The sequence below is a fragment of the Aeromonas jandaei genome (assembly GCF_037890695.1).
In the GTDB taxonomy this organism is placed as follows: domain Bacteria; phylum Pseudomonadota; class Gammaproteobacteria; order Enterobacterales; family Aeromonadaceae; genus Aeromonas; species Aeromonas jandaei.
The window spans coordinates 327,501-353,818 of the sequence record NZ_CP149571.1; the positions used below are offsets into that span (position 1 = coordinate 327,501).

The 26,318-nt window shown below is 61.1% G+C and carries 21 protein-coding genes and 6 tRNA genes (1 of these 27 only partly in view); 9 read left to right on the plus strand and 18 right to left on the minus strand.

Annotation, left to right across the window (positions count from 1 at the left end; translation table 11 throughout):
• On the plus strand, window positions 1-2,561 hold the 3' portion of the coding sequence (gene rapA / locus WE862_RS01620) for an RNA polymerase-associated protein RapA (RefSeq protein ID WP_042033284.1). It extends 307 nt beyond the left edge of the window; the window shows 2,561 of its 2,868 coding nt (coding positions 308-2,868); its start codon lies off the left edge, out of view; the stop codon is at window positions 2,559-2,561.
• Window positions 2,562-2,674: 113 nt separating this feature from the next.
• On the plus strand, window positions 2,675-3,331 hold the full coding sequence (gene rluA / locus WE862_RS01625; protein ID WP_042033283.1) for a bifunctional tRNA pseudouridine(32) synthase/23S rRNA pseudouridine(746) synthase RluA: 657 nt from the start codon (window positions 2,675-2,677) through the stop codon (window positions 3,329-3,331).
• A 64-nt stretch (window positions 3,332-3,395) separates the two neighbouring features.
• On the opposite strand, the gene WE862_RS01630 is transcribed toward rluA, so the two are convergent.
• The 5 genes from WE862_RS01630 to treR form a co-directional block, all read right to left on the minus strand.
• The gene (locus WE862_RS01630; RefSeq protein WP_019446232.1) at window positions 3,396-3,584 is read right to left on the minus strand and encodes a hypothetical protein; all 189 of its coding nucleotides are present in this window, start codon (window positions 3,582-3,584) and stop codon (window positions 3,396-3,398) included.
• Between the two features lie 246 nt (window positions 3,585-3,830).
• Window positions 3,831-4,424: a sugar O-acetyltransferase gene (locus tag WE862_RS01635; RefSeq protein WP_042033282.1), complete on the minus strand. Its 594-nt coding sequence runs from the start codon at window positions 4,422-4,424 to the stop codon at window positions 3,831-3,833.
• A gap of 3 nt (window positions 4,425-4,427) precedes the next feature.
• Window positions 4,428-6,089 (minus strand): alpha,alpha-phosphotrehalase, encoded by a 1,662-nt coding sequence (treC, locus tag WE862_RS01640; protein ID WP_042033280.1) that lies wholly within the window; start codon window positions 6,087-6,089, stop codon window positions 4,428-4,430.
• Window positions 6,090-6,156: 67 nt separating this feature from the next.
• The gene (treB, locus tag WE862_RS01645) at window positions 6,157-7,587 is read right to left on the minus strand and encodes a PTS trehalose transporter subunit IIBC (protein ID WP_042033278.1); all 1,431 of its coding nucleotides are present in this window, start codon (window positions 7,585-7,587) and stop codon (window positions 6,157-6,159) included.
• Between the two features lie 192 nt (window positions 7,588-7,779).
• Window positions 7,780-8,727: a trehalose operon repressor TreR gene (treR, locus tag WE862_RS01650; protein ID WP_042033277.1), complete on the minus strand. Its 948-nt coding sequence runs from the start codon at window positions 8,725-8,727 to the stop codon at window positions 7,780-7,782.
• 137 nt (window positions 8,728-8,864) lie between these two features.
• Between treR and WE862_RS01655 the strand changes: the two genes are divergently transcribed.
• From WE862_RS01655 to pbpG, 6 genes are all read left to right on the plus strand, one after another.
• Window positions 8,865-9,815: an AEC family transporter gene (locus tag WE862_RS01655; RefSeq protein WP_339058693.1), complete on the plus strand. Its 951-nt coding sequence runs from the start codon at window positions 8,865-8,867 to the stop codon at window positions 9,813-9,815.
• A gap of 174 nt (window positions 9,816-9,989) precedes the next feature.
• Window positions 9,990-10,184: a heavy-metal-associated domain-containing protein gene (locus WE862_RS01660; protein WP_042033275.1), complete on the plus strand. Its 195-nt coding sequence runs from the start codon at window positions 9,990-9,992 to the stop codon at window positions 10,182-10,184.
• A gap of 130 nt (window positions 10,185-10,314) precedes the next feature.
• Window positions 10,315-11,373, plus strand: coding sequence for an L-asparaginase 2 (ansB, locus tag WE862_RS01665; RefSeq protein ID WP_041210891.1), 1,059 nt, complete (start codon window positions 10,315-10,317; stop codon window positions 11,371-11,373).
• A gap of 180 nt (window positions 11,374-11,553) precedes the next feature.
• Window positions 11,554-12,846 carry a hemolysin family protein gene (locus tag WE862_RS01670; protein WP_033115934.1) on the plus strand — a complete coding sequence of 431 codons (1,293 nt, stop codon included), beginning with the start codon at window positions 11,554-11,556 and terminating at the stop codon, window positions 12,844-12,846.
• An 18-nt stretch (window positions 12,847-12,864) separates the two neighbouring features.
• The gene (locus WE862_RS01675) at window positions 12,865-13,530 is read left to right on the plus strand and encodes a DedA family protein (RefSeq protein ID WP_042033274.1); all 666 of its coding nucleotides are present in this window, start codon (window positions 12,865-12,867) and stop codon (window positions 13,528-13,530) included.
• Window positions 13,531-13,689: 159 nt separating this feature from the next.
• Window positions 13,690-14,517 (plus strand): D-alanyl-D-alanine endopeptidase, encoded by an 828-nt coding sequence (gene pbpG / locus WE862_RS01680; RefSeq protein ID WP_041210894.1) that lies wholly within the window; start codon window positions 13,690-13,692, stop codon window positions 14,515-14,517.
• A gap of 311 nt (window positions 14,518-14,828) precedes the next feature.
• On the opposite strand, the gene WE862_RS01685 is transcribed toward pbpG, so the two are convergent.
• The 12 genes from WE862_RS01685 to pncC form a co-directional block, all read right to left on the minus strand.
• Window positions 14,829-14,905, minus strand: a tRNA-Arg gene (locus WE862_RS01685).
• A 27-nt stretch (window positions 14,906-14,932) separates the two neighbouring features.
• Window positions 14,933-15,009, minus strand: a tRNA-Arg gene (locus tag WE862_RS01690).
• Between the two features lie 27 nt (window positions 15,010-15,036).
• Window positions 15,037-15,113, minus strand: a tRNA-Arg gene (locus WE862_RS01695).
• 26 nt (window positions 15,114-15,139) lie between these two features.
• Window positions 15,140-15,216, minus strand: a tRNA-Arg gene (locus WE862_RS01700).
• Window positions 15,217-15,311: 95 nt separating this feature from the next.
• A tRNA-Arg gene (locus WE862_RS01705) sits at window positions 15,312-15,388 on the minus strand.
• A gap of 4 nt (window positions 15,389-15,392) precedes the next feature.
• Window positions 15,393-15,485 (minus strand) — tRNA-Ser (locus WE862_RS01710).
• A 214-nt stretch (window positions 15,486-15,699) separates the two neighbouring features.
• Window positions 15,700-15,888 (minus strand): carbon storage regulator CsrA, encoded by a 189-nt coding sequence (gene csrA, locus WE862_RS01715; RefSeq protein ID WP_005305164.1) that lies wholly within the window; start codon window positions 15,886-15,888, stop codon window positions 15,700-15,702.
• 103 nt (window positions 15,889-15,991) lie between these two features.
• Window positions 15,992-17,230, minus strand: coding sequence for an aspartate kinase (locus WE862_RS01720; protein ID WP_041210820.1), 1,239 nt, complete (start codon window positions 17,228-17,230; stop codon window positions 15,992-15,994).
• 16 nt (window positions 17,231-17,246) lie between these two features.
• Entirely contained in the window at window positions 17,247-19,871 is a 2,625-nt protein-coding gene (gene alaS / locus WE862_RS01725) for an alanine--tRNA ligase (RefSeq protein WP_042033273.1), read from the minus strand.
• Between the two features lie 295 nt (window positions 19,872-20,166).
• Window positions 20,167-20,667, minus strand: coding sequence for a regulatory protein RecX (locus WE862_RS01730; RefSeq protein ID WP_042033292.1), 501 nt, complete (start codon window positions 20,665-20,667; stop codon window positions 20,167-20,169).
• A gap of 44 nt (window positions 20,668-20,711) precedes the next feature.
• Window positions 20,712-21,776: a recombinase RecA gene (gene recA / locus WE862_RS01735; protein ID WP_042033271.1), complete on the minus strand. Its 1,065-nt coding sequence runs from the start codon at window positions 21,774-21,776 to the stop codon at window positions 20,712-20,714.
• An 80-nt stretch (window positions 21,777-21,856) separates the two neighbouring features.
• Window positions 21,857-22,348: a nicotinamide-nucleotide amidase gene (gene pncC / locus WE862_RS01740; RefSeq protein WP_033115928.1), complete on the minus strand. Its 492-nt coding sequence runs from the start codon at window positions 22,346-22,348 to the stop codon at window positions 21,857-21,859.
• A 217-nt stretch (window positions 22,349-22,565) separates the two neighbouring features.
• Between pncC and mutS the strand changes: the two genes are divergently transcribed.
• Window positions 22,566-25,148, plus strand: a complete 2,583-nt coding sequence (mutS, locus tag WE862_RS01745; RefSeq protein ID WP_042033269.1) for a DNA mismatch repair protein MutS — start codon at window positions 22,566-22,568, stop codon at window positions 25,146-25,148.
• 86 nt (window positions 25,149-25,234) lie between these two features.
• Here the strand turns inward: mutS and WE862_RS01750 are convergent, their stop codons facing one another.
• Complete coding sequence (locus WE862_RS01750) at window positions 25,235-26,095, minus strand: patatin-like phospholipase family protein (RefSeq protein ID WP_042033268.1); 861 nt, start codon at window positions 26,093-26,095, stop codon at window positions 25,235-25,237.
• Window positions 26,096-26,318: the final 223 nt, after the last annotated feature.

The window sequence follows — 26,318 nt, forward strand, 5'->3', positions numbered from 1 at the left end:
ACTTTATCAAGTTCAACAAACCGCAGGATCGCCTGTTCGCCGGTCAGATCGATCGGATGTCCCGCTTTACCCTGCGCTACGAGGCGCTGGTCAACCAGCACAAGCGTCGTCGCAATCCGACCCGCGGTCTGGCCGGTGGCCGGGTCAGTCTGATCCCGCACCAACTCTATATTGCCCACGAGGTGGGTCACCGCTACGCCCCGCGCGTACTGCTGGCCGATGAGGTTGGTCTGGGCAAGACCATCGAAGCGGGCATGATCATTCATCAGCAGCTGCTCTCCGGCCGCGCCCATCGGGTGCTGATCCTGCTGCCCGAAACGCTCCAGCATCAGTGGCTGGTCGAGATGCTGCGCCGTTTCAACCTGCACTTCTCCCTGTTTGACGAGGAGCGCTGTATCGAGGCATTCGCCGATGCGGAAAACCCCTTCGAGACCGAACAGCTGGTGATCTGCAGCCTCGATTTCCTGCGCAAGAAGCGTCGTCGCTTCGAGCAGGTGCTGGAGGCCGAGTGGGATCTGCTGGTTGTCGATGAAGCACACCATCTGGAGTGGAGCGAAGAGGCGCCGAGCCGCGCCTATGAAATGGTGGAAGCGCTGGCCGAACAGGTACCGGGCGTGCTGCTGCTGACCGCCACCCCGGATCAGCTGGGCCACCAGAGCCACTTTGCCCGTCTGCGCCTGCTCGACCCCGAGCGTTTCTACGACTACGACGCCTTCCTCGCCGAGGAGCAGGCCTATGGTCAGGTCGCCAGCGCCGCGCAAGAGCTGCTGGATGGCGAGACCCTGAGCGACAACGCCAAAGCCATCCTGGCCGATCAACTGACCGGTCTGGATCTCGGCGATGCCGCCGCCCGTCAACAGGCGGTCGCCAAGCTGCTGGATCAGCACGGCACCGGTCGCGTCCTGTTCCGCAACAGCCGCGCCAACATTCAGGGCTTCCCCGAGCGTCATCTCAACGTCTACCCCATGCCGCTGCCAGAGCAGTACAAAACCGCCATCAAGGTGATGGGCATGATGGGTGGCAATGGCGGCGATCTGCAGACCCGCGCCCTGCGCTACCTCTACCCCGAGAAGATCTTCCAGCAGTTTGAAGGCGACAGCGCCAGCTGGACCCAGTTCGACCCGCGTGTTGACTGGCTGCTGGAGCTGCTGATCTCTGCCCGTCAGCAGAAGGTGCTGGTGATCTGCTCCGAAGCGGCCACCGCCATCGCGCTGGAAGAGGCCGTGCGCACCCGCGAGGGGATCCGCGCCGCCGTCTTCCACGAGGGGATGTCCATCCTCGAGCGGGACAAGGCGTCCGCCTATTTCGCTCAAGCTGAGGGGGGCGCCCAGGTGCTGCTCTGCTCCGAGATCGGCTCCGAAGGTCGCAACTTCCAGTTTGCCAGCCATCTGGTGTTGTTCGATCTGCCTCTTAACCCGGATCTGCTGGAGCAGCGGATCGGCCGTCTCGATCGTATCGGTCAGCAGAACACCGTCGAAATCCACGTTCCCTATCTGGAGGGTACCTCCCAGCGCGCCCTGCAGCTCTGGTATCACGATGGTCTGGACGCGTTCGAGCAGACCTGCCCGACCGCTCGTCCGGTATTCGAAGCGGTGCGTGACGAGCTGTTCGAGCTGCTGGCCGCCAACACCGGTGATCAGGCGATACTCGAAGCACTGCTGACCCGCACCCGCGAACTGCACGAGCCGCTCAAGGCCAAGCTGGAACAGGGCCGCGATCGTCTGCTGGAGATCCACTCCAGCGGTGGCGAAGCTGCCAAACAGCTGGTCGAGAAGCTGGCCGCCGAAGATGACGACACCGGCATGATCTCCTTCGCCCTCAAGATGTTCGACGAGATCGGCGTCAATCAGGACGATCGCGGCGAGAACGCGCTGGTGCTGATGCCGGGCGATCACATGCTGGTGCCCAGCTTCCCGGGCCTGCCGCAAGACGGCATGACCATCACCTTTGATCGCACCACCGCCCTGTCGCGGGACGATATGTCGTTCCTCTCCTGGGATCACCCCATGATGCGCGGCGGTATCGACCTGATCCTCGGCTCCGAGATCGGTGCCACCTCGGTCGCCCTGCTCAAGAACAAGGCGCTGCCGGTCGGTTCCATCCTGCTGGAGCTGATCTTCGTCGCCGAGTCTGCGGCTCATCCCCAGCTTTACCGCTTCATGCCGCCGACACCGATCCGCCTGCTGATGGACAAAAACGGCAACAACCTCGGCGAGAAGGTGGCGTTCGATGCGTTCAACCGCCAGCTGACGCCGGTTAACCGCCACCTTGGTAGCAAGCTGGTGACTGCGTCCCAGCCGGTGATTCACGGTCTGATTGGCCAGGGTCAGGCGATTGCCGAAGAGCTGAAGGCCGGGATTGTCGACAAGGCCCGCGCCCAGATGGCGCAAACCCTGCAGCAGGATCTCGATCGTCTGGAGGCGCTCAAGGCGGTCAACCCGAACGTGCGCGACAGCGAGCTGGAATATCTGCGCAATCTGCAGGCAGAATTGCACCACCTGATCGACCAGACCCAGCTCAAGCTGGATGCCATCCGCTTTATTGTGGTGACCCATAACTGATAAAACGGTGACATGGCCAAACCCAACGCAAGTTGGCTGCCATGCACTTTTTATCGTGGTAACCCATAACTGATGGGGGCTTGCCCCCGCTTTGACCAAAGATGCGAGACGCTATGTTTGTATACTCACCGCCCCTGGAACCCTGGCTCGATATCCTGTTCAAGGACAAGGACATCATGGTGGTCAACAAGCCCACTGGCCTGCTGAGCGTCCCCGGGCGCGGCCCCGAGAACGAAGACAGCGTGCTCCATCGGGTCAAGCAGCAGCACCCCAAGGCGGCTGCCGCCCATCGCCTCGACATGGCGACCACCGGCGTGCTGGTGATCCCGCTCAACCCCAACTCCCACCGGGAGCTGAGCCGGCAATTCCGCGAGCGGGAGACCGAGAAGCACTACCTCGCCTGGGTGTGGGGTGAACCGGAGCTGGATGCGGGCGAAGTGGATCTGCCGCTCTGCGTCGACTGGCCCAACCGGCCGAAGCAGAAGGTGGATTTTGAGGAGGGGCGTCATGCCCTGACCCTGTGGCAGAAGCTGAAGGTGGAGAATGGCAACAGCCTGATCAAGCTGATCCCGATTACCGGTCGCTCCCATCAGCTGCGGGTTCATATGCTGGAGCTGGGTCACCCCATCCTTGGCGATAACCTCTACGCCAACCCGGATGCGCTGGCGGCGGCACCGCACCTTTATCTGCATGCGGCCAGCCTGACCATCAGCCACCCCCGCAGCGGCGAGCGGATGACCTTCGAGGCGCCAGCCCCTTTCCCGGTCTGAGCCAGCCAGGTAACAGCCCAATAAAAAGAAAGCCCCCATCGAGAGATGGGGGCTTTTTTATCGCTCAGACGCGGATATCGATATTGCTTCCGAGGGAAGCGCTGGCCGATGTCGGCGCAGCCGGAGCGGATTGCGCTGCGGTTTGCAGCAATTTCAGTGCGGATTCGCCCTCTTGGGTCTGCTGTTTTTTGGCCAGACTGGCCGCCATCAACGCAGAACCGAACGACGCATTTGCAGAGCTGGATATGTCCATAGGTTACCTCCTGCACCAAAGAGTATCGGCCGCCCTCAGCCAGACATGAGCAATCAATGGACAATAATCCGAACCGGGGCCCGTTTTCATGTCGGTCGTGCGAACGCTGCGGAAGGGATAAATCGCCCCGAAACCGCGCCAGCTGGGCGTTTTGAGGGGTCATCAGCCATTCGATAAGCAAATGATGAAAGCCATATCATTTGAAAAATAAATGATAAAAAGCGCCACCAAGCCCCTCGAAAATGCCTATTCGAGGCCCGCAAGCTCCTCTGCCGTCATCGCCCGCAATACCCGACAGGGGTTGCCGGCTGCCACCACGTTGGCGGGCACATCTTTGGTCACCACCGAACCGGCGCCGATGACGCTGTTGTCCCCGATGGTGACGCCGGGGCAGATAACCGTGCTGCCGCCGATCCAGACGTTGTGGCCGATCCGCACCGGCTTGCCGAACTCGACCCCCCTGATGCGCGGCGCCACCGCCACCGGGTGAGCGGCGGTGTAGATCTGCACCCCGGGCGCCAGCAGCACGTTGTCGCCGATGTGCACCTCACAGACGTCGAGGATGGTACAGCCCACGTTGGCGTAGAAGTTCTCGCCGACGAAGATGTTGGCGCCATAGTCGCAGAAGAATGGCGGATTGATGGCGCACTCGTTGCCACGTCCACCGAGCAGCTCGTGCAGCAAAGCATCCCGCACCGGTTTCTCCTGCCAGCTGGTGTTGAAGGTGTGATAGAGCCTGCGGCAGCGCTCGCGCGCCGCTTTCAGCTCGGGATTGCCCGCATCATAAGGTTCCCCCGCCACCATCTTCTGCCACTCGGCACCACGTACCACCTTCTCCATTACCTACTCCATCAGCCAGATCAGGGATTCATAAGGGCGCAGCATACCCGATTGCGGTTGGGCCGGGCTATCCGGGTAGTTGCCGAGCAGCAGCCGACCTTGCCCGCTTTGCAGCTCGGCAGGCAAGGCAAACTCCACCGGCTCGCCGTAGAAGTTGCTCACCACCAGCAGGGTCTGACCGTTGGCGCGGCGGGCATAGGCCCAGATCTGCGGGTGCCCGGTCAGCAGCTCCTGATAATCCCCCTGGGTGAAGATGGGGTGCGCCTTGCGCAGGGCGATGAGATCCCGATAGTGCCAGAACACCGAGTGCTGGTCGGCCAGCGCCGCCTCGGCGTTGATCCCGGAATAGTTGGCAGCTGGCTTGAGCCAGGGCGTCCCTTGGGTGAAACCGGCATTGGGGGCGGCGCTCCACTGCATCGGGGTGCGCGAGTTGTCGCGGGACTTGGCGCCGAGAATGGCGAGGATCTCGGCCTCGCTCATCCCTTCGGCCTGCTTGATGGCGAAGATGTTGCGGCTCTCCACATCCTGATAGTCATCGATGCGCTGATAGCCGGGGTTGGTCATGCCGATCTCCTCCCCCTGATAGATGTAGGGGGTGCCCTGCAAACCGTGCAGCGTACTGGCCAGCATCTTGGCGGCCACGACTCTATGCTCGCCCTCGTCACCGAAACGGGAGACGATGCGCGGCTGATCGTGGTTGCACCAGAACAGCGCCGACCACCCCTTGCCGTGCATGCCGCTCTGCCAGTGGTTGAAGATGCGCTTGAGTTCGAGGAAATCGAACGGCGCCTTGGTCCACTTGTCGCCGTTGGGGTAATCCACCTTCAGATGGTGGAAGTTGAACACCATGGAGAGCTCGGAGCCATCGAGGGCACCATAGCGCTGGCAGTGCTCCAGCGAAGTAGAGGACATCTCCCCCACCGTCATGGCCCCCACCGGCGCAAACACGTCGCGGCTCACGTCCTGCAGGAATTCGTGGATGCGCGGCCCGTCGGTATAGAAGCGGCGGCCATCGCCAATCTCGTCGTTCGGGAACGCCTGATCCTTGGAGATAAGGTTGATGACGTCGAGGCGGAAACCGTCCACCCCCTTTTTGGCCCAGAAGTGGATGATGTTTTTCACCTCGGCGCGCACCGCCGGGTTTTCCCAGTTGAGATCCGCCTGCTCACGGGCAAACAGGTGCAGGTAGTATTGACCGGTGATCTCATCGAGCTCCCAGGCGCTGCCACCAAACTTGGATTGCCAGTTGTTGGGCACGCCGCCATCCACCGGATCGCGCCAGATGTAGTAGTCGCGGTAGGGGCTGTTCTTGTCCCCCAGCGCCGACTTGAACCAGGCGTGCTCGGTAGAGGTGTGGTTGACCACGATATCCATCACGATGCGGATGTCGCGCGCGTGGGCAGCGGCCAGCAGCGCCTCGAAATCAGCCATGGTGCCGTAGGCGGGGTCGATTGAGTAGTAGTCGGCGATGTCGTAGCCGTTGTCCACCTGCGGCGAGACGTAAACCGGGGTCAGCCAGAGGGCATCGACCCCCAGCGTCTTGAGGTAATCGAGGCGGGCCATGATCCCCTTGAGATCACCGGTGCCACGGGCAGCGGAATCCTGAAAGCTCTTGGGATAGATCTGGTAAATCACGGCGCTCTGCCACCAGGGTGTTTGGCTCATGGCTCTTTCTCTTGTCACAAATTGAAATGGGAGAGGGCGACCCGTTGGGTCGCCCTGACAATCAGATTCAGGCGCTGGCTTCGGCCAGCTTGCCAGCCGCTTGCTGGCGCTTGTAGACCAGCAGGGTCAGCACCACCGGCACCACGATGGCGACCAGCATGGCGAGGGAGTAAACCGCCCAGTATTGCGGCTGGATGGAGAGGATGCCCGGCAGGCCGCCTACCCCGATGCCGTTCGCCATCACCCCAGCGAAACCGCAGATGAGGGCAGCAAGGCTCGAGCCCACCATGGCGCACAGCATGGGGAACTTGTACTTGAGGTTGATACCGTACATCGCCGGTTCGGTCACCCCGAGATAGGCGGAGATAGCGGCAGGTACCGAGATCTCCCGCTCGTTCTCCTTGCGGCTAATCAGAATGATGCCGACGACCGCAGAAGCCTGAGCGATGTTGGAGAGGGCGATGAGCGGCCAAATCGGGGTGCCGCCCATGCTCTGCATCAGTTGCAGATCCACCGCGTTGGTGGTGTGGTGGATGCCGGTGATGACCAGCGGCGCGTAGAGGAAACCGAACAGGGCAGCACCGATAGGGGCGAAGGAGCCGGTCATGGCGGCCTTGGCAGCGAAGCCGACGCCCTCACCAATCCAGCGCCCGAACGGGCCGATAAAGGCGTGGGCCACGATCACCGCCAGCAGCAGAGAAACGAACGGCACAATCACCAGATAGAGATAGGCCGGAATGATCCGCTTGAGGTTGGTCTCTACCCAGGCGAGGAAGACACCCGCCAGCAGCGCCGGAATGACCTGCGCCTGATAACCCACCTTCTGGATCACGAACAGACCGAAGTCCCACACCTCGGGAGTCTGCTGGCCGATGCCGTAGGCGTTCATCAACTGTGGCGACACCAGCGTGATACCGAGCACGATACCGAGGATCTCGGAGCCGCCCATCTTCTTCACCGCAGACCAGCAGACGCCGACCGGCAGGAAGTGGAAGATCGCTTCGCCCAGCAGCCAGAGGAAGGCGTGCACCTGAGCCCAGAACTGGCTGATCTCGGTGAGGGTGTGAGTGCCATCGTCGAACATCTTGATGTCGCCGATGACGTTGCGAAAGCCCAGGATCAAACCACCGGTGATGATGGCGGGCAGCAGCGGCACGAAGATCTCCGCCAGATGGGAGATGCCCCGCTCCAGCGGGTTCATGTTCTGGCGCGCAGCCTGCTTGGCGGCCTCCTTGCTGCCACCGCTGACGCCGAGCTGCTCGGTCAGCGCCTTGTACCACTGCTCCACCTCGTTGCCGATCACCACCTGGAACTGACCGCCCTGGGTGAAGCTTCCCTTCACCGCCGGGATGGTTTCGATGGCCTTGCTGTCGGCCTTGGCCGGATCGTTCAGGACGAAGCGCAACCGGGTCAGACAGTGGCTGACGGTGGCGATGTTCTCCTTGCCGCCGATCTTGTCGATCAGGGTGGCAAGCTGCTGTGCGTTGATCTTGGACATGGGTCTTCCCTCTGTGACGCCATTGAATAGTGGTCTGCATCGCCCTTGCGAGCCACTCTTTGGGCTCGAGCGTTTTTGGTATCGTTCCCATTTAGCATGCCAACAATCTTGCCAGATCAAAATGGGAACGTTCCCAATTCGTGGTCATCGTCACAAAAAGCGCGTTTTTTGTTCAGTCCGGAGTGATGGGGGTCACAGGGTACGGCAGGGGGCTATGGTCGCCAGCGGCGGCTGATCCTGTTCGATCTGGCCGAGCAGCTGCCGCGCCGCCTGCTCCCCTGCCCCCTTGTAACCGAGATCCAGAGTGAGGGCGTTGGGGAAGAGGAAGGTAAACATGGGGTTGTTGCCAAGGCCGGTCACCAGCACCTCGCTACGCCCTTGTTCTTGCAGGTATTTTGCCGCACCGATGGCGAGGGTGTCGCTGGCGCAGACCAGCGCGCCGGTAGTCGGAGTGAGCAGCTCGGCAGCCAACCGGTAGCCGCTCTGCAGGCTAAGATCGCCGAGGGCGCTGCGCGCAGCTAACCCCTGCTCGGCGCAGTAGCCGAGGTAGGCGTCGAGCCGGCGCTGGCCGGTGGTGAGGTCGGCAGTATCCACCCCCAGATAGGCGATATCGCGGATACCACGGGCAGCGAGCTGGCCCAGCATGGTACGCACCGCCCCGACATCGTCAAAGCAGACCGAGGAGAAACCGGGATATTCGCGGGCAACCAGCACCAGCTTGTCCCTGAGCGGCGCCATGGCGGCATAGTCGAGATCGTTGAAGGCGAACAGGATGATGCCATCCACTCCGCGCCGCTCCAGCACCGCCAGATGCTCCTGTACCTTGGCGGGGGAGAACTTGCTCTCCATCAGCACGGCGTCGTAGCCGCGCTGGTAGAGGGTCTCCAGCATGCCGCGCACTGCCTGATTCTCCGAGCTGGAGTCGAGCCGCGAGACGATGATCCCCACCACCTGCTGGCTCTGGCTGCGCATGGCCCGCGCCGACTTGCTCGGCACGAAGCCATGCTCGGCGATGATCTGCTCCACCCGCTCGCGGGTCTCCTGCTTCACTTTGGGATCCTGATTGAGCACCCGGGAAACAGTCGACTTGCCGACCCCCGAGAGGCGGGCGATATCGAGGATGGTCAGTTTCTTGTCCATGGATTGACTCACTGGGGCTTGGCGCAGGCGGTGGAAATTGCCCACATTGTTGTGATTAACCCCTGTGAATACAAGCCCATGGCGTTAGAATGCCCTTTTTGCCCCGCTTCGGACGGCGCATCAGGAGGACGCCCACCATGGATCTGCTGGCCAGTCTGCTCTTCTCCCTCTCCATCACAGGTTCCATCTGCGTGATCCTGCTGCTCGGCATCTGGCTCAAACGGCTGGGGCTGCTGCCGGAGCCCTTTACCGAATCCGCCTCCCGGCTGGTGTTTCAGGTCACCCTGCCCGCCCTGCTCTTTCTCAGCATTCTTGGCACCAACTTCGCCACCATGCCGAGCCCCTGGTTTATCGGTTACGGCCTGCTCGCCACCGTCGCCAGCTATCTGGTGCTGGAGCTGCTGGCGGGCCGCTTTATCGGCGAGCAGCGACTGCGCGGCATCTTCGTGCAGGGGAGTTTTCGCGGCAACAGCGCCATCATAGGGCTCGCCTACGTGCAGAACGCCTATGGCCACGAGGGGCTGGGGGCTGCAGCGCTCTACGTCGGCGCGGTCACCGTGCTCTACAACATCCTCGCGGTCATCACCCTCACCCGCAGCCTCGGCGGCGCCACCGGCATCCGCCCCATCCTGCTCGGCATCATCAAGAATCCGCTCATCATCGCCATCGTGGCGGCCCTGCCCTTCAGCCTGCTCGGCATCAAGATGCCGCAGCTGCTGCTCACCACTGGCGGCTACTTCGCCAACATGACGTTGCCGCTGGCGCTGCTCTGCACCGGCGCCTCCCTCAGTCTTGGCGCCCTGCGCGGCGGGGCGGCGCTGACCGGCTGGGCCAGCGTGATGCGGCTCTGCCTCATTCCTGCGGTGTTCACTCTGGGGGCAGCCCTGCTCGGCTTCAGCCATCTGGAGCTCGGCATCCTGTTTCTTATCAGCGCTACCCCGACTGCCGCCGCCAGCTATGTGATGACCCGCGCCATGGGGGGCGACAGCGTGCTGGCAGCAAACATCATCGCCACCACCACCCTGGGGTCGCTAATTACTACCAGCCTCGGGGCGACTCTGATGAATTACCTCGGTCTGATGTACTGACCCTGCCAGAGGAAACTGCCAACCTCATCGCCACTATGAACCTTGGCTCGCATGTCACCCATACACCGGCTGGGAGCAATCCTGATGAACTATCTGGGTCTTATGTACTGACGGCTTGACCTTGCCGGAGGCGACAGCTTTACCCTTGTGCCATATCAACCGAGGAGAGCATTTATGACCATCGAACTCACCGTCTCCGGCATGTCCTGTGGTGGCTGCGCCGCCAGCCTGCAAAAAGCCCTGCTGGCCCAGCCTGCAGTCACCACCGCAACCGTCGACTTTGCCAGCAGCAAGGCCGTCATCGAGAGCGAGCTGAGCAAGACCGAGCTGATCGCCCTGATCGAAGCCAAGGGTTTCTCTGCGAGTTAAATTATCTCCATAGAGGTATAAAACAGGTTAAAAATCTGTACTCACCTGTCTTTTGGTGAGTTTTATCACAGATATTGATGGTTATCTGGGCAAACTGGCTGCAATTATTCCAACCATAAGGATTTGCAGCATGACCCTACCGATCCGCAAGACCCTGCTCGCCGCAGTCGTCGGCTTGACCCTCTCCCCCATGGCCATGGCGCTGCCCAACGTGCACATCCTGGCGACCGGCGGCACCATCGCCGGGGCAGGCCAGTCCGCTACCCAGTCCAACTACGAGGCTGGCAAGGTGGCCATCGAAACCCTGATCGCCGCCGTGCCCGAGATGAAAAACGTGGCCGACGTGCAGGGTGAGCAGGTGGTGAAGATCGGCTCTCAGGACATGAACGACGAGGTGTGGCTCAAGCTGGCCAAGCGGGTCAACGAGCTGCTGGCCAAGGATGATGTGGATGGCATCGTCATCACCCACGGCACCGACACCATGGAAGAGACCGCCTACTTCCTCAATCTGACCGTCAAGAGCGACAAGCCGGTGGTGCTGGTCGGTGCCATGCGCCCCTCCACTGCCATGAGTGCCGACGGCCCGATGAACCTCTACAACGCAGTGGTGACCGCCTCTGACCCCGCCTCCAAGGGGCGTGGCGTCATGGTGGCGATGAACGACACCGTGCTCGATGCCCGCGACGTCACCAAGACCAACACCACCGGCGTGCAGACCTTTGCTTCCCCCAACTTCGGCCCGCTCGGCTACATCCACAACGGCAAGATCGACTATCAGCGCAGCCCGGCCCGCCTGCACACCAGCAAGACTCCGTTTGACGTGAGCAAGCTCGACAAGCTGCCGCAGGTTGGCATCGTCTACAGCTACGCCAACGCCACCGATCTGCCGGCCAAGGCGATGGTGGATGCCAAGTTCGACGGCATCGTCAGCGCTGGGGTGGGCAACGGCAACCTCTACCACACCCTGTTCGACACCCTGGCCAAGGCGAGCAAGGACGGCATCCGGGTCGTGCGCTCCGCCCGCGTACCGACCGGCTCCACCACTCTGGATGCCGAGATTGATGACGCCAAGTACGGCTTCGTCGCCGCCGAGACCCTCAACCCGCAGAAGGCGCGGGTGCTGCTGATGCTCTCCCTGACCCAGACCAAGGATCCCAAGCAGATCCAGCGCTACTTCCAGCAGTTCTGACAGGGGACTCTGCAATCATGCCAAGGGCGGGATCTCCCGCCCTTTTCTCCTCCCCGCGCGTCACTCCCTGCCCCTGCGAGATCAAATTAGCGAGCAGGATCACCCGCTTTCACAAGCACATCGCCGCCAAATTCATTACACTGCCAGCGATATTTTCTACTCAAGGAGTGCAGCTGCAGTATGGAACTGTTGATCCTGTTGGGATTGATCTTGCTTAACGGCCTCTTCGCCATGTCGGAAATCGCCATCGTCACCGCCCGCAAGGCGCGCCTTGGCAAGCTGGCCAATGAAGGAAGCCGCTCGGCGGCCATCGCACTCAAACTCGGCGAAAACCCGACCCATTTTCTCTCTGCCGTCCAAATCGGCATTACCAGCATCGGTCTGCTCAACGGTATCTACGGCGAATCCCTGCTGGCGCAGCCCTTCTCCCTCTGGCTGCAGGAGTGGGGACTCTCCCCCAAGAGCAGCGGACTTATCGCCACCGTCATCGTGGTGGTGGGAGTAACCTACCTCTCCATCGTGGTCGGTGAACTAGTGCCCAAGCGGCTTGGCCAGCTCAGCGCCGAGCGCATCGCCTGTATGGTGGCGCGCCCCATGTTGTGGCTTGCCATCATGACCCGCCCCTTCGTCTGGCTGCTCTCGGCATCCACCAACACCACCTTGCGCCTGCTGCGGGTCAACCAGAATGGCAACGCCAACGTCACCGAGGAGGAGATCCATGCCATGCTGGTAGAGGGGTCGGAAGCCGGGGTGATCGAGGATCACGAACATACCATGCTGCGCAACGTGTTTCGTTTAGACGAGCGCAGCCTCTCCTCCCTGATGGTACCGCGCAGCGATATCCGCTATCTGGATCTGGCGCTGCCGCTGGAGGCCAACCTGCAACGGCTGGTGGAGTATCGTCACAGCTTCTTCCCGGTCTGCGACGGCAGCCTGTCGGATCTGGTCGGGGTCATCAACGTCAGCAAGGTGCTGCACGCCTACATCAAGGGGGAGCCCATCGATCTGGCGGCCCTGACTCAGGATTGCAGCCTGCTGCCCGAGACCCTCAACGGGGTCGAGCTGCTCAATCACTTCCGCACCCACAGCGAACAGATGGTGATGGTGGTGGACGAGTATGGCGAGCTGCAGGGGCTGGTCACCCAGCAGGATCTGCTGGAGGCGCTGGCCGGGGATTTCCAGCAGGAGGATGGCGAGGACAACTGGGCATTCCAGCGCGCTGACGGCAGCTGGCTGCTCGATGGCCTGATCCCGCTGCCCGAGTTGAAGGACTGTCTGGAGCTGGTTCGCCTGCCGGAAGAAGAAAAACATCACTATCACACCCTCGGAGGGCTTATCATGCTGCTCCTTGGTCGTGTTCCACACACCGGCGATCTGGTGACCCTGGAACAGTGGCAACTGGAAATTGTTGACATGGATGGTCTGCGCATCGACAAGGTGCTCGCCATGCCCTTGACCGATCAACCCAGCTAACCTGCGGAGTTTGCAAGTATGGAGCGGTTTTACCAACTGGCTCACGCCTTTATGCATCAGGATCTGGTGACCCTGTCCGATCCCAAGATGGCCTTCATGGTTTGCGCCGTCTTACTGACCTTTCTGGTATTGGAAAATGGCTTTATCCCCACCGCTTTCCTGCCCGGCGACAGCCTGTTGATCCTGACCGGCGTCCTCATCTATCAGGACGTGCTCTCCTTCGGGGTGATCCCGCTGCTGATCATGGCCACCTTCGTCGGCACCTGGCTCGGCTACATGCAGGGGCGCTTCCTCGGCCATACCCAGCTCTACCACCGGCTGCTCTCCCATGTGGAAGAGAAGCACCAGCAAAAGGTTTACTACCTGCTGGACAAATACGGGATCATCACCCTGATCACCGCCCGCTACATCGCCTTTGTCCGCACCGCCTACCCCTACATCGTCGGCGCCACCGAACTGCCGCAGGGGCGCTTTCTCATCGTCAATCTGATCAGCTCCATCATGTGGATCTGCCCGTTGGTGGGCTTCGGCTACTACCTGAGCCACACCAAACTGGCGGCCGAATATCAGTCCCAGTTCCTCAGCATCATCATCTACCTGCCGGTGGTGCTGCTGGTCGGTGGCGTCATCGCCCTCATCTGGCGCTGGATCAGCAAGCGCAAGGCCACACGGACCCAGAACTGACGCCGGCTGACCATGCCTGCACGAAGAGCCCTCTCATGGAGGGCTTTTTTGATCCCGCTTTTGCGCAAAGCGCAGAAATAGTCTCGATCGCCCCTTGTAAAGCCCGGTCAAAAATGAGTGAATCTAGCGCCTTTTTTCGATGGGAATGGAGTCGGTAGTATGCGGTGTCGGATTCGCGCAGTTGCGCTGGTTGTCGGCTTGATGGGAATGCTGGGATTGCCTGCGGCGAGTGCCGCCCCCAGCCCTGCCAAGCTGGATGTACGCTCGGAAAGCGCACTGGTGGTAGACGTCAACTCGGGCAAGACCCTTTATCAGAAGAATGCCAACAAGGCCCGCCCCATCGCCTCCCTCACCAAGCTGATGACGGCGCTGGTGGTGCTGGAAGCCCGGCAGAATCTGGATCAGATCATCACGGTCGACAAGGATGACATCGACCGGGTCAAGCACACCCATTCACGCATTCGCATGGGCACCAAGGTGACCCGCCGCGATGCCCTGCATCTGGCGCTGATGTCCTCCGAGAACCGGATGGCCTCTGCCCTCGGCCGCCACTACCCGGGCGGCCGCAGCGCCTTCGTGCGCGCCATGAACAACAAGGCGCGTCAGCTGGGCATGCGCAATACCCACTTCTACGACTCCACCGGCCTCTCGACCCGCAACGTCGCGACCGCGCAGGATCTGGCCAAGCTGGTGGCTGCTGCCTATCGCCAGCCGCTGATCCGCCAGTTCACTCAGGACGAGAACCGCGAGATGCGTTTCACCACCCCGGCCTACAGCCTGATGTTCAACAACACCAACCCGCTGGTGAAAAACCCGGATTGGGATGTGCGCCTCTCCAAGACCGGCTTTACCGATGAAGCGGGCCGCTGCCTGGTGATGCGGGCCAAGCCGGACAACCGCGAGCTGGCCATCGTGCTGCTCAACTCGGTGGGCAAACGCACCCCGGTCGGCGATGCCAACCGCATTCGCAAATGGCTGAAAAGCTGAGTGAATCACTCCTACTGAAAAAGGATGCTGCGGCATCCTTTTTTATTGCCGCCAAACCGCGCAGGAGCGCGTTAAAGGCATTTGGCGGTAGTGACCAGGTATCCACGCGAGCAAGATAAACCACTGCAAACAGCGAGGTTTTGACGCTGTAGGTTAATGAGGGGCAACGGGCAGGAAGAAGAGGGAATACGGGTATTGCGGCAAGCTGGGAAGAGACCGTTGCAGCACCATTAGCGGGAACAAGCGAGATGGATAAACGGTGCAAAACGCCCATAAAAAAACAGCCCCGACCGAAGTCGAGGCTGTCTGTATGGTGCGCCCGAGAGGATTCGAACCTCTGACCACCTGGTTCGTAGCCAGGTACTCTATCCAGCTGAGCTACGGGCGCTCACAACTTGTAGCACTGCTTGAGATATGGTGCGCCCGAGAGGATTCGAACCTCTGACCACCTGGTTCGTAGCCAGGTACTCTATCCAGCTGAGCTACGGGCGCTCATAAATTGTTGCACTGCTTGAAACATGGTGCGCCCGAGAGGATTCGAACCTCTGACCACCTGGTTCGTAGCCAGGTACTCTATCCAGCTGAGCTACGGGCGCTCATAAATCATTGTATTTGTTTGAAATGGTGCGCCCGAGAGGATTCGAACCTCTGACCACCTGGTTCGTAGCCAGGTACTCTATCCAGCTGAGCTACGGGCGCCCTGTTTTCAAACGATAAAAAAAGCTTACTCAACAGTAAGCCTTTTTCAGTGCTGACTTGCTGATGGTCAACACATGACTCCAAAGAGTCGAATATGGTGCGCCCGAGAGGATTCGAACCTCTGACCACCTGGTTCGTAGCCAGGTACTCTATCCAGCTGAGCTACGGGCGCAAAATGGCGGAGAAGGGGGGATTCGAACCCCCGATGCGGGTATAAGCCGCATACTCCCTTAGCAGGGGAGCGCCTTCAGCCTCTCGGCCACCTCTCCGTTTGCGGGGCTGATAATACTTCACAGGGATTTTTAGTCAAACACTTTTTTGGAGAAAAAAGCGTGTTCGCTCAGCATTTGGCCAAAGCGTGGAATATTCAAACAATATCGACACTTATCCCGCTCTTTTGCACCTTGCAGTGCGGTTTTGCCTGGCCTTAAAAAACAAAAGGCGACACATGAGGTGTCGCCTTGTCACAGCCATTAAAGCCGCTTAGAAGCCGGATTGACCCGGTACTTTCTCAGCCTGGATGCGCTGGTAGATCTCTTCGCGGTGTACGGAGACCTCTTTCGGCGCGTTAACACCGATACGGACCTGGTTACCTTTAACGCCCAGTACGGTGACAGTCACTTCATCACCAATCATCAGGGTTTCCCCTACACGACGAGTCAAAATAAGCATTCGCTTGCTCCTGTATCCTGTTTTGTTTTTATATCGATATGCGACATTATCTTACAAAGATACCGATATGGTAAATGGTTGAAACTAAATCAATCAGCGATTGTTAGCCCAAAGGCTGCTCTTGGGGCGCTTGATCCAATCCAAAAGCGGCGTGCAGGGCCCGCACCGCCAGCTCCAGATACTTCTCGTCAATCACCACCGAGATTTTGATTTCAGAGGTAGAAATCAACTGCATGTTGATCCCCTCCTCGCCCAATACCTTGAACATGGTGCGCGCAACACCGGGATGGTTCCACATGCCGACACCGACAATGGAGACCTTGGCAATCTCGCCATTCCCCTGCACGCAGGAGGCTCCCAGCTCAGTGGCGGTCTCCTCCAGCAGCGCACGGGCACGGCGGTAGTCGTCACGATTCACCGTGAAGGTGAAGTCGGCGGTGCCATCTCCCAGGGTATTTTGCACAATCATGTCGACATCAATGTTGGCGTCGCTGATCGGGTTCAGGATCTGCGCAGCCACGGTCGGTCTGTCCGGCACACCCAGAATGGTCAGGCTGGCCTCGTTGCGGTTAAAAGCGATCCCGGATACCAGGGGAGCTTCCATCCTCTCACCTCCATATGTGATTAAGGTTCCCTCTCCGTCGACAAAGCTCGACAACACCCGCAGCGGGACGCGGTACTTGCCCGCAAACTCCACCGAGCGGATCTGCAGCACCTTGGCGCCGAGACTGGCCATCTCCAGCATCTCCTCGAAGGTGATGGTGTCGAGACGACGAGCCTTGGGCTCGATGCGCGGATCCGTGGTGTATACCCCATCCACATCGGTAAAGATCTGGCACTCATCGGCCTTGATGGCCGCCGCCACGGCAACCGCCGTGGTATCCGAACCGCCGCGGCCCAGCGTCGTGATGGCGTTATGCTCGTCACGGCCCTGGAAACCGGCGATCACCACCACCTTGCCCGCAGCCAGTTCGGCATGAACCAGCTCGGTGTCGATGTGGGTGATGCGCGCCTTGCCATAGGCGGAATCGGTATGAATCCGTACCTGATCGCCAGTCATCGAGACCGCCGGGCAACCGCGTTTGTTCAACGCGATGGCCAGCAGCGCTATGGTGACCTGCTCACCGGTGGAGACCAGTACATCCATCTCGCGCCGGTTGGCATCAGGATCCAGTTGCTGGGCCATGCCCAGCAACCGGTTGGTTTCGCCCGACATGGCGGAGACAACCACCACCACGTCGTGTCCCTGGGCGCGGGTCTGCTCGACCCGCTCAGCTACCGCCTCGATCCGCTCCAGTGTGCCGACCGAGGTGCCGCCGTACTTCTGTACATAGAGTGCCACAGATCACCTCGCCCGATTACAGGCGCTCTTCCAGCCAGGAGTGAACGGATTGCAGCGCTGCCGGCACCGCCTCAGGCTGGGTACCACCCGCCTGTGCCATGTCCGGACGGCCACCGCCCTTGCCACCCACCTGCTGGGCAACCAGATTGACCAGCTCACCGGCCTTGACCTTGCCGGTCAGGTCGTTGGTGACGCCCGCGATCAGGTTGACCTTGCCGTCGGCACAGGTTGCCAGCAGCACAACACCGGACTTCATCTGGTTCTTCAGCTCGTCCAGCATGCCGCGCAGGGATTTCGGATCGGCCCCTTCCAGCGCTGCAACCAGCACCTTCTGACCGTTGATCTCGATCACCTGACCCAGCAGGTCGTTACCGGCCTGAGCGGCCAGCTTGGCCTTGAGCTGCTCCAGCTCGCGCTCCATCATCTTGGCCTTGTCCAGCATCTGGCGAACCTTGTCGGCGATGCAGAACTGGTCGCCTTTCACCAGGGCAGCAGCCTCTTCGATCTGCTCGCCAACCTGATGCATGAAGTCGATGGCCGCTTTGCCGGTCACCGCTTCGATACGGCGCACGCCAGCAGCGATACCGCTCTCGGCGATGATCTTGAAGAAGCCGATATCACCGGTGCGCTTGGCGTGAGTACCGCCGCACAGCTCGGTGGAGTAGTCGCCCATGCGCACGACACGCACGTCGTCTTCATATTTTTCACCAAACAGCGCCATGGCACCGGCGGACTTGGCCGCTTCCAGATCCATCAGCTGGGTGGTGATTTCGTGGTTGGCGCGGATCTGGTTGTTGACCAGCTCCTCGACCCGGCGAATGGTCGCCATGGTCAGCCCCTCGAAGTGGGAGAAGTCGAAACGCATGCGCTCGGCTCCAACCAGAGAACCTTTCTGGGTGACGTGCTCGCCCAGAGCCTGACGCAGGGCAGCGTGCAGCAGGTGAGTCACGGAGTGGTTCAGGGCGATGGCCTGACGACGGTCAGCGTCCACCACGGCCTCGACCTCGGCCCCTTTCTCCAGGGTGCCCAGCTCCATGTAGCCCTTGTGGATGATCGCCTTGCCCGCTTTCAGGGTGTCGGTCACGGCAAAGATGCCGTCGTCCACTTTCAGGGTACCGCTGTCGCCAATCTGGCCGCCGGACTCGGCGTAGAAAGGGGTCTCTTCCAGCACGATGACTGCTTCGTCACCGGCGATCAGACCGCTCACCTCTTCCACACCCTTGTAGATGCCGACCACGCGAGTGCGCTCGCTCAGGGTCTTGTAACCGGTGAAGGGGGTCTCGAAGTCGAGCTTGAGCATCTCGTTGTAGTTCACGCCGAAGCTGGACGCTTCCTTGGCACGAGCACGCTGCTTCTCCATCTCGGCCTTGAAGCCCTCTTCGTCGATGCCGATCTCGCGCTCGCGCACCACGTCGGCAGTCAGGTCAGCCGGGAAGCCGTAAGTGTCATAGAGCTTGAACACCACTTCGCCCGGAATAACCTTGGCATCGCCCAGGTTGGCCAGAGCGTCTTCCAGCAGCAGCAGACCGCGATCCAGAGTGCGGACGAACTGCTCCTCTTCGATGCGCAGCACGCGCTCGACCAGCGGCAGCTGGGCGATCAGCTCGGCAGCGACATCCTTCATCTGCACTGCCAGCTCGGCAGCCAGTTTGTAGAAGAAGACATCGGTAGCGCCCAGCTTGCGACCGTGACGCACGGCGCGGCGGATGATGCGGCGCAGCACATAGCCACGACCTTCGTTGGACGGCATCACGCCATCTGCCACCAGGAAGGCGCAGGAGCGGATGTGGTCAGCGATGACGCGCAGGGACTGGTTGCTCAGATCGGTGGTGCCAACAATCTCGGCCGCTTTCTTGATCAGCGCCTGGAAGATGTCGATTTCGTAGTTGGAGTGCACACCCTGCATGATGGCGGAGATACGCTCCAGACCCATGCCGGTATCCACGGACGGACGCGGCAGCGGCTCCATGGTGCCGTCTGCCTGACGGTTGAACTGCATGAACACCACGTTCCAGATCTCGATGAAACGGTCGCCATCCTCTTCCGGTGAGCCGGGACGGCCACCCCAGATGTGATCGCCGTGGTCATAGAAGATCTCGGTGCAGGGACCGCACGGGCCGGTATCGCCCATCGCCCAGAAGTTGTCGGAAGCGTAAGGGGCACCCTTGTTGTCACCGATGCGCACGATGCGATCGGCCGGGACACCGACCTCTTTTTCCCAGATGTCGAAAGCTTCATCATCAGTCGCGTAGACGGTCACCAGCAGGCGATCTTTCGGCAGCTGCAGCACCTCGGTCAGGAAGCCCCATGCAAACTTGATGGCATCCTGTTTGAAGTAGTCACCGAAGCTGAAGTTGCCCAGCATTTCGAAGAAGGTGTGGTGACGAGCGGTATAGCCGACGTTTTCCAGATCGTTGTGCTTACCACCGGCACGCACGCAACGCTGGGAAGTCGTCGCGCGATTGTAGGCACGCTTGTCTGCGCCAAGGAACACGTCCTTGAACTGGTTCATACCCGCGTTGGTAAACAACAGGGTCGGGTCGTTATGCGGTACCAGCGAGCTGGAGGAGACAACCTGGTGCCCCTGGGAACGGAAATACTCGAGAAACGCAGCGCGAATCTCTGACGTGGACATATACATGGAAAATCCTGCTTGATTCGAATACGGACTTTTAACCGCATTAATGTAAGTTTTCTGCGGGGTAAAGTAAAACGGACAGGGCCGCCACGGGCGAAAAAGCGCACATAAACGGGCCAGAAAAGAGCGCCACTGCTCACAGTGGCTTTTTTCACTGTCGAGAGGCAAAAAAGCAGCGCATAAAGAGGGATGAGATGAACAAAAGGCGACTTTTTCGGGATTGCGCTCGCAAGCTACTGAGCCGGCAGGAAAAACCTGCCACAAGGGGAGGTAAAACGACTGTTGCCACGCAGTGGCGTTACTCCTCCCGCTCCTGCAGGGCCGAGATGGCATAACGGGCCTGATCCTGGGTAAAGCCGCGCCCCAGCAGATATTTGAGCCACTTCATCCGCAGCTTGAAATCGGCCAGATCGGCAATTTTTGCCCGTCGCTCCAGCAGTTCGAAGGCAAGCTCGAACCAGTCCAGCTCGGGTTGCTCGAAGGCGGCATCGATCTGGCCATCGTCCAGCCCCTTGCGACGCAGGTCGAAACGGATCTTGAGCGGGCCATGTCCCTTGGCGGCACCGGCCCGCACCGCCATGGCACCATAGCGTTCGTCATTGACCCAGTTGTAACCGCGGCAGTAGTCGACAACCGCCTCGATCACCTCTTCCTGATAGCCCTGCTGGCGCAGGCGTCTGGCCAACTCCGACTCGGCACTCTCGCGGCGGGCCAGACTGCGCATGGCATAGCCGCGGGCCGCCGCCAGTTGTTCTTCAAAGGTGAGTTCGACAGGTTTGTCAGCAGATTCATCAACCATCATAAATAACAAGGCCGGGTATCTACCCGGCCTTCCTTTGTTCCTTATTCGAACTCTTGTTCGCTTTCGGCATCGAACTCGTCTGCCTCAACCGGTGCAGCCTTGTCATCGACTGGTACGGCACCGGAGAGCAGCAACTCGCGCAGTTTGGCTTCCACTTCGCCAGCCAGCGCCTTGTTCTCGGCGAACAGTTTCATCACGTTGGCCTTGCCCTGACCAATCTTCTCGCCGTTGTAGCTGTACCAGGCACCCGCCTTGTCGATCAGCTTGTGCTTGACGCCCAGGTCAACCAGCTCACCCTCTTTGGAGATACCGGCACCGTAGAAGATCTGGAATTCGGCCTGCTTGAAGGGAGGAGCCACCTTGTTCTTCACTACCTTGACGCGGGTCTCGTTACCGACCACTTCGTCACCTTCCTTGATGGCGCCGGTACGACGGATATCCAGACGCACTGAGGCGTAGAACTTGAGCGCGTTACCACCGGTAGTGGTCTCCGGGCTGCCGAACATGACGCCAATCTTCATCCGGATCTGGTTGATGAAGATGCACAGGCAGTTGGCGTTTTTGATGTTGGCGGTCAGCTTGCGCAGCGCCTGGGACATCAGACGGGCCTGCAGGCCAACGTGGGAGTCACCCATCTCGCCTTCGATTTCCGCTTTCGGAGTCAGCGCCGCCACGGAGTCGACGATGATGACGTCAACGGCGTTGGAGCGCACCAGCATGTCGCAGATCTCCAGCGCCTGTTCACCGGTATCCGGCTGGGAGATGAGCAGGTCGTCGACGTTGACGCCCAGCTTGGCGGCATAGATGGGATCCAGCGCGTGCTCCGCATCGACGAAGGCACAGGTCTTGCCCTTCTTCTGGGCTTCGGCGATCACCTGCAGGGTGAGGGTGGTTTTACCGGAAGATTCCGGGCCGTAGATCTCGACGATACGACCGCACGGCAGACCACCGATCCCCAGCGCCACGTCCAGAGAGAGGGAGCCGGTGGAGATGGCTTCGATATCCATGGTCTTGCTGTCGCCCAGACGCATGATGGAGCCTTTGCCGAACTGCTTTTCAATCTGACCCAGCGCAGCCGCCAGTGCCTTCTGTTTGTTCTGATCCATGCCAATCTCCGCTGGAAATCGTGAGTAAAAAATGAAGTTGGGCTAAGTATACTGTCTATTCATACAGTATCAAGCCCAATTTATCTGAGCAGGGCCAACAGACCCGACAAGGCCTGTCTCACCGCCTGCTGGCGCACCTGCCGGCGATCCCCGTCGAAGCGGGCCAGCAGGGAGTGGTGGCGGCCATTGCTGTCGGCCCAGGCGAACCAGACGGTGCCGACCGGTTTGCCCTCGGTCGCACCGCCGGGGCCGGCGATGCCGCTGATGGCAACGCTGATGGAGGCAGACGAGTGCGCCAGCGCGCCGCGGGCCATCTCCAGCACCACCGCCTCGCTCACCGCGCCGTGCCGCTCAAGGCTCTCGCGGCTCACCCCCAGCATCTGCTGTTTGGCCTCGTTGGTGTAGGTGACAAAACCGCGATCGAACCAGCCGGAGCTGCCCGCGATGTCGGTGATGGCCGTAGCCACTCCACCGCCGGTACAGGATTCGGCGGTCGCCGCCAGCCAGCCCCGCTGACCAAGGGCCCGCCCCAGCTCGATGGCGAGGTGCTCTATCTCAGCGTCCAGTTTCATCACAGCTCCTTCTGATGCGTGGAAAGGACACATTATGCGATCCCGCCGCAGCCCCTCGCAACTGAGCTTATTGTCACAAGGCTGATGACTCGCATCGGCCAAATGGTGGTGCGAGCCAACCTCCCCCGGCGCGGCGCTTATGTGTAGAATGGCGCCATCAAGCTCAAGGCTCATCACCGCAGACCCGGGCCCGCAGAGGCCCCTTCTGGAATAGAACATGACCGCACAACACCAAGCTACTGGCGCTGCGCCAAGCGCCAATCTCAGCGCCCACACGCCCATGATGCAGCAGTATCTGACCCTCAAGGCCGAGAACCCGGAGATCCTGCTGTTCTACCGGATGGGCGACTTCTACGAGTTGTTCTATGACGATGCCCGCAAGGCCTCCCAGCTGCTCGACATCTCCCTGACCAAGCGCGGCCAGTCGGCCGGCAGCCCCATCCCGATGGCGGGTGTTCCCTATCACGCCATCGAGGGTTATCTGGCCAAGCTGGTGCAGCTCGGCGAATCTGCCGCCATCTGCGAACAGGTGGGGGATCCCGCCACCAGCAAGGGGCCGGTGGAGCGCAAGGTCATTCGCATCATCACCCCGGGCACCGTCTCCGACGAGGCACTGCTCAGCGAGCGACAGGACAACCTGATCGCCGCCGTCTATCACGATGGCCGCCGCTTCGGCTACGGCACCATGGACATTGGCTCGGGCCGCTTCTTCATTAACCAGTTCGAGAAAGAAGAGACCCTGCTGGCGGAGCTGCAGCGCACCAATCCGGCCGAACTGCTCTACCCCGAATCGTTCGCCTTCCTGCACCACGTCGAGGGTCGCCGCGGTCTGCGCCGCCGCCCGGAGTGGGAGTTCGAACTCGGCACCGCCCGCAAGCTGTTGTGCCAACAGTTCGGTACCCAGGATCTGGTGGGCTTTGGCGTCGAACAGAGCGAGACCGCCCTGTGCGCGGCCGGCTGTCTGATGCAGTACGTCAAGGACACCCAGCGCACCGCCCTGCCCCACATTCGCAGCGTGCGCCTCGAACAGCCCGATCATGCGGTCATCATGGATGCCGCCACTCGCCGCAATCTGGAGCTGACCCAGAATCTGGCCGGCGGTCACGACAACACCCTCTCTGCGGTGCTGGACTGCACCGCCACGCCGATGGGCAGTCGCTTGCTCAAACGCTGGATCCACCAGCCGATCCGTGATCGGGTGATCCTGAAAGGTCGCCAGAGCACCATCAAGGAGCTGATCGAACAGAACCTCTATGACGAGCTGGGTGGTCTGCTTCGTCAGGTCGGCGATGTGGAGCGGGTGCTGGCGCGTCTGGCCCTGCGCTCGGCCCGTCCGCGCGACCTCACCCGGCTACGGCAGGCTTTCGCCCAGCTGCCCGAATTGCAGCGCCTGCTGGCGGAGAGCGAGCACGAGGCGGTGCAGCAGCTGCGCGAGCGGGCCAGCACCTTCCCCGAGCTGCTGGACCTGCTGGAGCGCGCGGTGATGGAGGTGCCGCCGGTGCTGATCCGCGATGGCGGCGTGATCCGTGAAGGGTTCAACGCCGAGCTGGACGAGCTGCGGGATCTGGCCAACGGCGCCACCGCCAGCCTCGCCCGTATCGAGGAGCGGGAGAAGCTGCTGACCGGCATCAACACCCTCAAGGTGGGTTACAACAAGGTGCACGGCTTCTATATCGAGGTAAGCCGCGCCAACAGCCATCTGGTGCCGGCCCACTACATCCGCCGCCAGACCCTCAAGAACAACGAACGCTACATCATCGACGAGCTGAAAAAGTACGAGGATCGGGTGCTCACCGCCCAGGCGCAGGCGCTGGCGCTGGAGAAACGCCTCTACGAAGAGCTGCTCGATGCTCTGCTGCCGCATCTGGGCGATCTGCAGGAGTCCGCTGCCGCGCTGGCGGAGCTGGACGTGCTGGCCAACCTGGCCGAGCGGGCCGAGACCCTCGACTATCGCTGCCCCACCCTCATCGACGAGGATCAGATCATCATCGAGGCGGGCCGCCATCCGGTGGTGGAGCAGGTGATGACCGACCCCTTCATCGCCAACCCCATCCGGCTGGAGCGGGAGCGGCGGATGCTGATCATCACCGGCCCCAACATGGGCGGTAAATCGACCTACATGCGCCAGACCGCGCTGATCGTGCTGCTGGCCCACATCGGCGCCTTCGTGCCGGCCGACAGCGCCCGCATCGGCCCCATCGATCGCATCTTCACCCGCATCGGAGCCTCGGATGATCTGGCCTCCGGCCGATCCACCTTTATGGTGGAGATGACCGAGACCGCCAATATCCTCAACAACGCCACCGCCCGCAGTCTGGTGCTGATGGACGAAATTGGCCGCGGCACCAGCACCTACGACGGCCTCTCGCTGGCGTGGGCCTGCGCCGAACAGCTGGCGAGCAAGATTGGCGCCTACACCCTGTTTGCCACCCACTACTTCGAGCTGACCCGCTTGCCGGAGCTGATGAGCGGGCTGGCCAACGTCCACCTGGATGCAGTGGAGCACGGCGACACCATCGCCTTTATGCACGCGGTACAGGAGGGGGCGGCCAGCCGCTCCTACGGTCTGCAAGTGGCGGCGTTGGCGGGGGTGCCGAAATCGGTGATCCAGCAGGCCCGTCACAAACTGCACGAGCTGGAAAGCGCCACCCCGGTGGCCGCCGGTGAAACCCGCCCGGCCCCGATGGCCATGGCGCCCCAGAGCCATCCGGTAGTCGATGAACTGGAAGCGGTGCGCCCGGACGAGCTTACCCCGCGGCAGGCGCTGGATCTGCTCTATCGCCTCAAGCAGATGCTGTAACCAGCGACTGCCAATCAGCAAGATAAAAGGGGAACCGCGAGGTTCCCCTTTTTATTGCCGTAATGCCTTTTCGGACTGTTTTACTGCTAGGCAGCCTGCGCCTCTCTGCCCGCCCGCAGCAGACTCTGGCGCCCTTGCCAGTAGCCCTGCAGATAGCCGGACTCCAGCTTGAGCTGATCGCGGGTAAAGCGGGAGACCGGAAAACCGGCCGGTGGCGCGATCACCTCGATCTCGCAATCCGCAGGCGGCATTTCGATAAAGTCGAGGGCGCGGTTGTAGGCCACATCCCGTGCCAGCATCGCCTGTGCCAGTGCAGGCTGGGTCTTGAGCAGCGCCTTCACCATCCAGCAGAAGCGGGCCGGCTTCTTGCGATAACCGCGTGGCTCGGAGAGCACCACCGTCATCCGCCGCGCCCCGCGCCGATAGGCCTCGATCACCGGGATGGAGTCGCTGATGCCGCCATCCGCCATGGGACGGCCATCGACAGAGGGGGTCTCGTGCTGCACCACCGGCAGGGCGCAGGTGGCGGTCAGCACCTCGTCCATGTTGTCGGGGTGCACCGGCAGGTAGACAGCCGCGCCGGTCGCCACCTCGGTGGTGACCGCATAGAAGGGAATGCGGCAGGCGGAGAAGGTGTCGAGGTCGAGGGGAAAGCGGTAGCGGCTGGTGCGCCAGAGCCAGCTGACATCCACCAGATCACCCCCCTTGACGAAGCGCAGCGGATCGAGAAAGTCGCTGCTGCAGGCCAGCTGGGTGATGATGTGGTGACTGCGGCGCGGCTGCTCACTCAGGTAAGAGACCAGATTGGTCGCCCCGGCCGAGACCCCCATGACGAAATCGAACGGGTAGTGGTGACTTTCCACGAAGGCATCGAGCACGCCACTGGCGAAGATGCCGCGCATGGCGCCCCCTTCGACAATGAGCGCGTTGGTAGCAGAAGAGAACATGTGAAGGCTCCGTCAGCGGTAACAAATCCGGGGCATGCCCCGATCGGTGATGGACGCCTTCATGTCGGACACCAAGACGCCTGAGCTGGACGGTTCGGACAGTGTCGCTGTGCCGATACCGTGAAGCGACTGCCAGTATATGCAGTGAACAAACCTGCAAAAAATGAATTTAAATAATAAAAATTATGCCACTTTGGAATGATTTGTACCGTAAAAAGGCCAG

What these genes read in the sequence shown, in the direction of transcription:
- rluA (WP_042033283.1), top strand. Translation starts at nt 2,675, where the DNA reads ATGTTTGTATACTCACCGCCCCTGGAACCCTGGCTCGATATCCTGTTC.
- WE862_RS01630 (WP_019446232.1), bottom strand. Translation starts at nt 3,584, where the DNA reads ATGGACATATCCAGCTCTGCAAATGCGTCGTTCGGTTCTGCGTTGATG.
- WE862_RS01635 (WP_042033282.1), bottom strand. Translation starts at nt 4,424, where the DNA reads ATGGAGAAGGTGGTACGTGGTGCCGAGTGGCAGAAGATGGTGGCGGGG.
- treC (WP_042033280.1), bottom strand. Translation starts at nt 6,089, where the DNA reads ATGAGCCAAACACCCTGGTGGCAGAGCGCCGTGATTTACCAGATCTAT.
- treB (WP_042033278.1), bottom strand. Translation starts at nt 7,587, where the DNA reads ATGTCCAAGATCAACGCACAGCAGCTTGCCACCCTGATCGACAAGATC.
- treR (WP_042033277.1), bottom strand. Translation starts at nt 8,727, where the DNA reads ATGGACAAGAAACTGACCATCCTCGATATCGCCCGCCTCTCGGGGGTC.
- WE862_RS01655 (WP_339058693.1), top strand. Translation starts at nt 8,865, where the DNA reads ATGGATCTGCTGGCCAGTCTGCTCTTCTCCCTCTCCATCACAGGTTCC.
- WE862_RS01660 (WP_042033275.1), top strand. Translation starts at nt 9,990, where the DNA reads ATGACCATCGAACTCACCGTCTCCGGCATGTCCTGTGGTGGCTGCGCC.
- ansB (WP_041210891.1), top strand. Translation starts at nt 10,315, where the DNA reads ATGACCCTACCGATCCGCAAGACCCTGCTCGCCGCAGTCGTCGGCTTG.
- WE862_RS01670 (WP_033115934.1), top strand. Translation starts at nt 11,554, where the DNA reads ATGGAACTGTTGATCCTGTTGGGATTGATCTTGCTTAACGGCCTCTTC.
- WE862_RS01675 (WP_042033274.1), top strand. Translation starts at nt 12,865, where the DNA reads ATGGAGCGGTTTTACCAACTGGCTCACGCCTTTATGCATCAGGATCTG.
- pbpG (WP_041210894.1), top strand. Translation starts at nt 13,690, where the DNA reads ATGCGGTGTCGGATTCGCGCAGTTGCGCTGGTTGTCGGCTTGATGGGA.
- csrA (WP_005305164.1), bottom strand. Translation starts at nt 15,888, where the DNA reads ATGCTTATTTTGACTCGTCGTGTAGGGGAAACCCTGATGATTGGTGAT.
- alaS (WP_042033273.1), bottom strand. Translation starts at nt 19,871, where the DNA reads ATGTATATGTCCACGTCAGAGATTCGCGCTGCGTTTCTCGAGTATTTC.
- WE862_RS01730 (WP_042033292.1), bottom strand. Translation starts at nt 20,667, where the DNA reads ATGGTTGATGAATCTGCTGACAAACCTGTCGAACTCACCTTTGAAGAA.
- recA (WP_042033271.1), bottom strand. Translation starts at nt 21,776, where the DNA reads ATGGATCAGAACAAACAGAAGGCACTGGCGGCTGCGCTGGGTCAGATT.
- pncC (WP_033115928.1), bottom strand. Translation starts at nt 22,348, where the DNA reads ATGAAACTGGACGCTGAGATAGAGCACCTCGCCATCGAGCTGGGGCGG.
- mutS (WP_042033269.1), top strand. Translation starts at nt 22,566, where the DNA reads ATGACCGCACAACACCAAGCTACTGGCGCTGCGCCAAGCGCCAATCTC.
- WE862_RS01750 (WP_042033268.1), bottom strand. Translation starts at nt 26,095, where the DNA reads ATGTTCTCTTCTGCTACCAACGCGCTCATTGTCGAAGGGGGCGCCATG.